The organism is Clostridium sp. K04 (assembly GCF_019734375.1).
Lineage (GTDB): Bacteria > Bacillota > Clostridia > Clostridiales > Clostridiaceae > Clostridium > Clostridium saudiense.
Genome location: NZ_JAASHD010000034.1, coordinates 32,955 through 40,523 on the forward strand (window position 1 = coordinate 32,955; position 7,569 = coordinate 40,523).

8 protein-coding genes are annotated in these 7,569 nt (G+C 31.8%); 7 read left to right on the forward strand and 1 reads right to left on the reverse strand.

The annotated features are described in order from the left end of the window. The first annotated feature begins 124 nt into the window (after nucleotides 1–124). The 7 genes from purE to purD all read left to right on the forward strand — a co-directional run bounded on the left by purE (nucleotide 125) and on the right by purD (nucleotide 7,369). The gene (gene purE, locus HCG70_RS13415; protein WP_042400878.1) at nucleotides 125–604 is read left to right on the forward strand and encodes a 5-(carboxyamino)imidazole ribonucleotide mutase; all 480 of its coding nucleotides are present in this window, start codon (nucleotides 125–127) and stop codon (nucleotides 602–604) included. Further along, entirely contained in the window at nucleotides 604–1,308 is a 705-nt protein-coding gene (gene purC / locus HCG70_RS13420; RefSeq protein ID WP_042400876.1) for a phosphoribosylaminoimidazolesuccinocarboxamide synthase, read from the forward strand. Before purE ends, purC begins: the two co-directional genes overlap by 1 nt. Before the next feature lie 177 nt (nucleotides 1,309–1,485). After that, nucleotides 1,486–2,901, forward strand: a complete 1,416-nt coding sequence (purF, locus tag HCG70_RS13425) for an amidophosphoribosyltransferase (RefSeq protein WP_154820610.1) — start codon at nucleotides 1,486–1,488, stop codon at nucleotides 2,899–2,901. Between the two features lie 9 nt (nucleotides 2,902–2,910). Next, the gene (purM, locus tag HCG70_RS13430) at nucleotides 2,911–3,912 is read left to right on the forward strand and encodes a phosphoribosylformylglycinamidine cyclo-ligase (RefSeq protein ID WP_055277778.1); all 1,002 of its coding nucleotides are present in this window, start codon (nucleotides 2,911–2,913) and stop codon (nucleotides 3,910–3,912) included. Continuing rightward, entirely contained in the window at nucleotides 3,900–4,502 is a 603-nt protein-coding gene (purN, locus tag HCG70_RS13435) for a phosphoribosylglycinamide formyltransferase (protein WP_042400866.1), read from the forward strand. The genes purM and purN overlap by 13 nt, the downstream gene beginning before the upstream one ends. 13 nt (nucleotides 4,503–4,515) lie before the next feature. Then, the gene (gene purH / locus HCG70_RS13440; protein ID WP_055291998.1) at nucleotides 4,516–6,021 is read left to right on the forward strand and encodes a bifunctional phosphoribosylaminoimidazolecarboxamide formyltransferase/IMP cyclohydrolase; all 1,506 of its coding nucleotides are present in this window, start codon (nucleotides 4,516–4,518) and stop codon (nucleotides 6,019–6,021) included. Nucleotides 6,022–6,130: 109 nt separating this feature from the next. Next, nucleotides 6,131–7,369 carry a phosphoribosylamine--glycine ligase gene (gene purD / locus HCG70_RS13445; RefSeq protein WP_042400860.1) on the forward strand — a complete coding sequence of 413 codons (1,239 nt, stop codon included), beginning with the start codon at nucleotides 6,131–6,133 and terminating at the stop codon, nucleotides 7,367–7,369. Between the two features lie 119 nt (nucleotides 7,370–7,488). On the opposite strand, the gene HCG70_RS17840 is transcribed toward purD, so the two are convergent. Then, a partial coding sequence (locus HCG70_RS17840; protein ID WP_221697873.1) for an IS3 family transposase occupies nucleotides 7,489–7,569 on the reverse strand: 81 nt, incomplete at its 5' end.

Sequence of the window (7,569 nt, forward strand, 5' to 3'; positions counted from 1 at the left end):
ATTAATAGTTAAAAGTTAAAGAATAAAGTCAGCGTAATTGATTTTAGAAACTTATTAAGGAGTTTCTACCTAAACTACTAACTATTAACTAAAAACTACTAACTACAAAAAGGTGGTTTTAAAAATGAAGGTAGCAATATTTTTTGGATCTAAATCTGATACAGAAATAATGAGAGGAGCAGCTAACTGCTTAAAAGAATTCGGAATTGAGTATAAAGCATTTGTTTTATCAGCTCACAGAGTTCCAGAAAAGTTAGAAGAAACTTTAAGAGAATGTGAAGCACAAGGATGTGAAGTTGTAATAGCAGGTGCAGGACTTGCAGCACACTTACCTGGAGTAATAGCTTCTCAAACAACAATGCCAGTTATAGGAGTTCCTTGTAAAGGAGCTATTGAAGGATTAGATGCATTATTTTCAATAGTGCAAATGCCAAAATCTATTCCTGTTGCAACAGTTGGAATAAATAATGCTTACAATGCTGGAATGCTTGCAGTTCAAATGTTAGCTGTTGGAGATAAAGAATTAAAAGCTAAATTAGTTGAATATAGAAAAGAAATGAAAGAAAAGTTTATAGCTGAAAATGGTGAAGGAGTGGATTTATAATGGAAAAATTAGAAATGATGTACGAAGGTAAGGCAAAGAAAATATATGCTACAGATAAGGCTGATGAAGTTGTAGTATATTACAAAGATGATGCAACGGCTTTTAATGGCGAAAAGAAAGGTCAAATCGAAGATAAAGGTGTTTTAAACAATGCAATTACGTCAATGTTATTTGAAATGTTAAATAACAAGGGAATTCCAACTCACTTTATTGAAAAGCTAAATGATAGAGAACAATTATGTAAAAAGGTTGAAATAGTACCACTAGAAGTGATTGTAAGAAATGTTGCAGCTGGTTCAATGGCTAAGAGATTAGGATTAGAAGAAGGAACAGAACTTAAAACAACAGTATTTGAATTATCATACAAGGATGATTCACTAGGAGATCCATTAATAAATGATTACCATGCAGTTGCTATAGGAGCAACAACTTTTGAAGAATTAGAAAAGATTTATTCTTTAACAGCAAAAATAAATGATATTTTAAAGGATATGTTCTTAAAATCTAACATAAGATTAATAGATTTTAAATTAGAGTTTGGTAGATATAACGGAGATATAGTTTTAGCAGATGAAATTTCACCAGATACTTGCAGATTCTGGGATGCAACTACTGGAGAAAAGTTAGATAAAGACAGATTCAGAAGAGATCTTGGAAATGTTAAAGATGCATATGTTGAAATCTTAAAGAGAATACAAGAATAGTTTAGATAGTTTCAAGTTTCAAGTTACAAGTGGTAAGTTGAGGAATAAAGTTGATTCAAATCAGTTTTAGGAAAAATAAACTTTAAGAAACTACGATAGCAGTTTCTACCTAAACTACTAACTCAGAACTAATAACTATTAACTCAAAACTATTAACTAATTAACGGGGGTAGGAGTATGAATCTAAAGTTGGACAATATTATAATGGATCCAAGTAATGATAAATTTAAAGATGAATGTGGAGTATTTGGTATTTATTCTAATAATCCATTAGATGTTGCTTCAGTAACATATTACGGTCTATATGCACTTCAACATAGAGGGCAAGAAAGTGCGGGTATAGCTGTTGCAAATGGTGAAGATATAAATATTAAAAAAGGAATGGGGCTTATAACAGAAGCATTTTCTCAAGAAGATATAGATAGTTTAAAGGGATTTGCTGCTATTGGACATGTTAGATATTCAACAAGTGGTGATACTAGAATAGAAAATGCACAGCCATTATTAAGCCAAACAAAGCTAGGACCAATAGCTATGGCTCATAATGGAACTTTAGTTAATGCAGATGTTATTAGAGAGTTATTAGAAGATGGAGGACATATATTCCATACATCAATTGACTCAGAAGTAATTGCTAATTTAATTGCAAGAGGCGCTAAAAAAGGTGTTGAAAGAGCTGTATTAGATGCTATTCAAGCTGTTAGAGGATCATTTGCAATGGTTATATTAACTGAAAATAAGCTTATTGGTGTAAGAGATCCACATGGAATAAGACCTCTTAGTTTAGGAAAAATTGAAGAAGGCTATGTATTAACTTCAGAAAGTTGTGCTTTAGATGCAATTGGTGCAGAGTTAGTTAGAGATATTGAGCCAGGTGAAATTGTTGTAATTGATGAAAATGGAATAAATTCATATAGATATTCTGAAAATACTCAATGTCAAACTTGTGCTTTTGAGTATATATATTTTGCTAGACCAGATTCTATAATAGATGGATTAGATGTTCATGAATCAAGAGTTAGAGCTGGAGAACAATTATATAAAGAATTCCCAATAGATGCAGATGTAGTTGTTGCAGTTCCAGATTCAGGTATACCAGCGGCAATAGGATATGCTAAAGCATCAGGAGTACCTTATGATACTGGATTTGTAAAGAATAGATATGTAGGAAGAACATTTATTACACCATCTCAAGAGGTAAGAGAAAGAGCTGTAGCGGTTAAGTTAAATCCTTTAAAGGTAAATATTAAAGATAAGAGAGTTATTCTTATAGATGATTCTATAGTAAGAGGAACGACTTCAAAGCATTTAGTAGAATCATTAAGAAGAGCAGGAGCTAAAGAAGTTCACTTCTTAGTAGCATCTCCAGTTGTTCAATATCCATGTTACTTTGGAATTGATACTCCTTACAGAAAAGATCTTATAGGAGCTAATCATTCTATAGAAGAAATGAGAGAAATAATTGGCTGCGATTCTTTAGGATATTTATCAATGGATGGTATGTACAAGTGCTTTAATGCAAATCAAGGATATTGTGTAGGATGTTTCAATGGAATATATCCAGTTGCGACACCAATAGAAACTGAAAGGTAGGTAATTTAAATGATAACTTATAAAGAGGCTGGGGTTAATATAGAAGAAGGTTATAAGTCAGTAAAGCTTATAAAAGAATATGCACAAAGAACAATGAGTGAATATGTTTTAAATGGTCTTGGAAGTTTTGCTGGAATGGTTGAATTACCAGAAGGATATAAAAAGCCAGTTTTAGTTTCGGGTACAGATGGTGTTGGAACTAAGCTTGAATTAGCATTTAAAACTAAGAAGTACGATACAGTTGGAATTGACTGTGTAGCTATGTGCGTAAATGATATTTTATGTCATGGAGCAAAACCATTATTTTTCTTAGATTATATAGCTTGTGGAAAGCTTGAAGCAGAAGTAGCTTCTGATTTAGTTAAAGGTGTTTCTGATGGATGCGTTATGTCAGAGTGTGCTTTAGTTGGTGGAGAAACTGCTGAAATGCCAGGTTTTTATAAAGAAGGAGAATATGATATTGCAGGATTTGCAGTAGGTATTGTAGATAAAGATAAAATAATAAATGGAAAAAATATTAAACCAGGAGATAAGCTAATTGGTATTGCTTCTTCAGGAGTACATTCAAATGGCTTCTCTTTAGTTAGAAAATTATATACAGATTTAAATGAAGAATTTAATGGAGAAGAGGTTTGGAAAACATTAATTACTCCAACTAAGATATATGTTAAACCAATATTAAACTTAATAGAAAAGTTTGAGATTAAAGGTATGTCTCACATAACAGGTGGAGGATTTATTGAAAATGTTCCAAGAATGTTTAACGGTTCTGAATTAACTGCAGAAATAAGAAAAGATAGTTATCCATTACCTGCAATATTCGAAGATATGATTAATAAAGGTGTAAGCAGAGATCATATGTATAATACATTTAACATGGGAATTGGTTTTGTATTATGTGTTGATGAAAAAGATGTTGATTCTGTTATTAAAGACCTTATTGAATTAGGTGAAAAAGCTTATGAAATTGGTATTGTAACAGCTGGAGGTGAAGGAGTTTGCTTAAAGTAGCAGTACTTGTATCTGGTGGAGGGTCAAACCTCCAATCAATTTTAGATTATGAACAAGATTCTTTTAAAGTTGAAATGGTTATTGGAAGTAAAGATGGTATTTATGGCTTAGAAAGAGCTAAAAACGCAGGAGTTCCAAGTTATGTTGTTTCAAGAAAAGAATATGGAGATGAAGTTTCAAATAAAATATTAGAATTAACTAAAGGTAAAGTTGATTTAATAGTATTAGCTGGTTATCTTTCAATATTAGATGGGGAAATATTAAAAGTATTTAAAGATAGAATAGTAAATATTCATCCTTCACTAATTCCAAGTTTTTGTGGAGATAAAATGTATGGAATGCATGTACATAATGCAGTAAGAGCTTCAGGGGTAAGGTTTACTGGATGTACAGTTCATTTTGTAAATGAAGAAGTAGATGGTGGGGCAATCATACTTCAAGAAGCAGTTCCAGTATATTTTGAGGATACTGCAGAGGATATTCAAAAGAGAGTATTAGTAGAGGAACATAAAATGTTACCTAGAGCTATTGATTTAATAAGCAGAGGTAAAGTTGAAATTATAGACGGTAGAGTAAATATTTTAAAATAGGGAGGATTTTTACATGATTAAAAGAGCATTAATTAGTGTATTTGATAAAACAGGTATCTTAGATTTTTCAAAGTTTTTAGCTGAAAGTGGAGTTGAGGTTATTTCAACTGGAGGTACTTATAAGCACTTAAAAGATAATGGAGTAGCTGTAACAGAAGTTAATGAAGTTACTAATTTCCCAGAAATGCTAGATGGAAGAGTTAAGACTCTTCACCCAATAATTCATGCAGGAATACTTGCTATAAGAGATAATGAAGAACATATGAAGACTATAAAAGAAAGAAACATTGAAACAATAGATATGGTTATAGTTAATTTATATCCTTTCTTTGAAAAAGTAAGAGAAGATTTAAGCTTTGAAGAAAAGGTTGAATTTATAGATATTGGTGGACCAACAATGCTTAGAGCAGCTGCGAAAAATTTCCAAGATGTTGTTGTTATTTCAGATGTTTCTGATTATGAAGCTGTAATGACTGAAATTAAGGAAACTGGAGATGTTAGCTACAAGTTAAGAAAGAAATTAGCTGGTAAGGTATTTAACTTAATGAGTGCTTACGATGCTGCAATTTCAAACTTTATGTTGAGTGATGAAGAAGAATATCCAGAATATCTTTCAATTTCATATAAGAAAAAGCAAAGTTTAAGATATGGTGAAAATCCACATCAAAGTGCTGCATACTATATTTCAAATGAATTTGATGGTGGTATGAATGACTTTGAAGTATTAAATGGTAAAGAACTTTCTTATAACAATATAAAGGATTTAGATATTGCTTGGAAAGTTGCTAATGAATTTGAAGAAACAGCTTGTTGTGCATTAAAACATAACACTCCATGTGGTGTTGCAATAGGTGAGACTGCTGTAGAAGCTTATACTAAAGCACATGATGTAGATCCAACTTCTATCTTTGGTGGAATAGTTGCTATCAATAAGAAAGTTGATAAAGCTACTGCTGAAGAAATGGTTAAAATATTCTTAGAAGTAGTTGCAGCTCCAGAGTTTGATGAAGATGCACTAGAAGTTTTAAGAACTAAGAAGAATTTAAGAGTTATTAAATGTAATGTTAAACCATGCGATAAGAGATTCATGGTAACTGTTGATGGAGGAATCTTAGTACAAGAAGAAGATACTAAGCTTTTAGATGAATTAAAGATTGTTACAGAAAAAACTCCAACTGAAGACGAAATGAAAGATTTATTATTTGGTATGAAGGTAGTTAAATACGTTAAATCGAATGCTATAGTTACAGTTAAAGACGGTGTTGCTGTAGGAATTGGTGGAGGACAAGTTAATAGAATTTGGCCAACAATGGATGCTTTAAGAAGAGGTGAAGGAGCTACAATTTTAGCTTCAGATGCATTCTTCCCATTTAGAGATATCGTTGATGAATGTTCTAAGTATGGAATTAAAGCAATAATTCAACCAGGTGGTTCTATGAGAGACCAAGAATCAATTGATGCTTGTAATGAACATGGAATAGCAATGGTGTTTACAGGAATTAGACACTTTAAACACTAAGAATAGTTAAGAAGTAAGAGTGAAGAGTTAATAGTGAAGGTAGAAAGTCAGCTTAGGCTGACTTTCTGTGAATTTAAAAAATAGTATATTTGAGAAGAGGTAATGTTATATGAAAATTTTATTAGTTGGTTCTGGTGGAAGAGAGCATGCTATTGCTTGGAAATTGGCTAAGAGTGAAAAGGTTAGTAAGGTATTTGTAGCACCTGGTAATGGGGGAACTGCAACGACAAATAAATGTGAAAATGTTAATATTACTGATTTAGATGAGTTGGTAGTATTTGCAAGAGAAAATAATATAGCTTTTACTTTTGTTGGACCTGAAGATCCATTAACAAAGGGTATAACAGATAAATTTAAAGCAGCAGGATTAAGATGCTTTGGGCCTGATAGCAGAGGAGCCCAATTAGAAGGAAGTAAAGCTTTTTCTAAGGATTTCATGAAGAAATATGGAGTTAAAACAGCTCAATATGGAACTTTTACAGAATATGATAAAGCTAAAGCTTATTTAGAAAATTGTGAATATCCAATAGTTATTAAAGCAGATGGATTAGCTGCAGGTAAAGGTGTTGTAATTGCAGCAACTAAAGAAGAAGCTATGAAAACAATTAATGATTTCATGATTTCAGATATATTTAGTGGTGCAGGTCAAAAGGTTGTTATTGAAGAATTTCTTGAAGGTGTAGAAGCTTCAATACTTTCAATTACAGATGGTAAGACCTTAATACCTTTTATTTCAGGAAAAGATCACAAGCAAATTTTTGATGGAGATAAAGGACCAAACACTGGAGGAATGGGAGTTTTAGCGCCAAATCCATTTGTTACTGAAGAGGTAATGAAGGAGTTTGAAGAAAATATAGTTGCTAATACCTTAAAGGGAATTCAAGAAGAAGGATTTGATTTTAAGGGGATTATTTTCTTTGGATTAATGATAACAAAGAAAGGAACTTATCTTTTAGAGTATAATGTAAGAATGGGAGATCCAGAAACTCAATCTGTATTAACTTTAATGGAAAGTGATTTAGTTGATTTAGTTCAAGCGGCTTTAAACAGTAGATTAGATGAAGTTGAAGTTAAATGGTATGATGGAGCTTGTGTTAATGTTGTTTTAGCTTCTAAGGGGTATCCTGGAACTTTTGAAAAGGGGTTCGAAATCACTATTGACGAAAGCATTAAGGATAAAGTATTCTTAGCAGGAGCTCAATTAGTAGATGGAGTTCTTAGAACTAGTGGAGGAAGAGTTTTATCTGTTGTTGGTAGAGGTAGAACTGTTCAGGAGGCTAGAAAAGAAGCTTATGGATTGATTGAAAAGGTTGATTTTAAGGGGAAATATTTTAGAAGAGATATATAGTATATTATTAATGTAAAAAGCCATCGGCAGTGAACTGCCCCCCGTCAAGTAGACAGGGTAAATAATAAAAAATTATGATGCTAAGGTATGACTCCTATATTCAAGTGGAGCCATGCCTTTTAGTTTTTTTGTATTCTTTTTGTATTATAAAATTCTATATATTCATCTATAGCTTTTTCAAGCTGTTCGTAAGTATGAAA

Coding starts and splice junctions, on each gene's coding strand:
- purE (WP_042400878.1), top strand. CDS start 125: ATGAAGGTAGCAATATTTTTTGGATCTAAATCTGATACAGAAATAATG.
- purC (WP_042400876.1), top strand. CDS start 604: ATGGAAAAATTAGAAATGATGTACGAAGGTAAGGCAAAGAAAATATAT.
- purF (WP_154820610.1), top strand. CDS start 1,486: ATGAATCTAAAGTTGGACAATATTATAATGGATCCAAGTAATGATAAA.
- purM (WP_055277778.1), top strand. CDS start 2,911: ATGATAACTTATAAAGAGGCTGGGGTTAATATAGAAGAAGGTTATAAG.
- purH (WP_055291998.1), top strand. CDS start 4,516: ATGATTAAAAGAGCATTAATTAGTGTATTTGATAAAACAGGTATCTTA.
- purD (WP_042400860.1), top strand. CDS start 6,131: ATGAAAATTTTATTAGTTGGTTCTGGTGGAAGAGAGCATGCTATTGCT.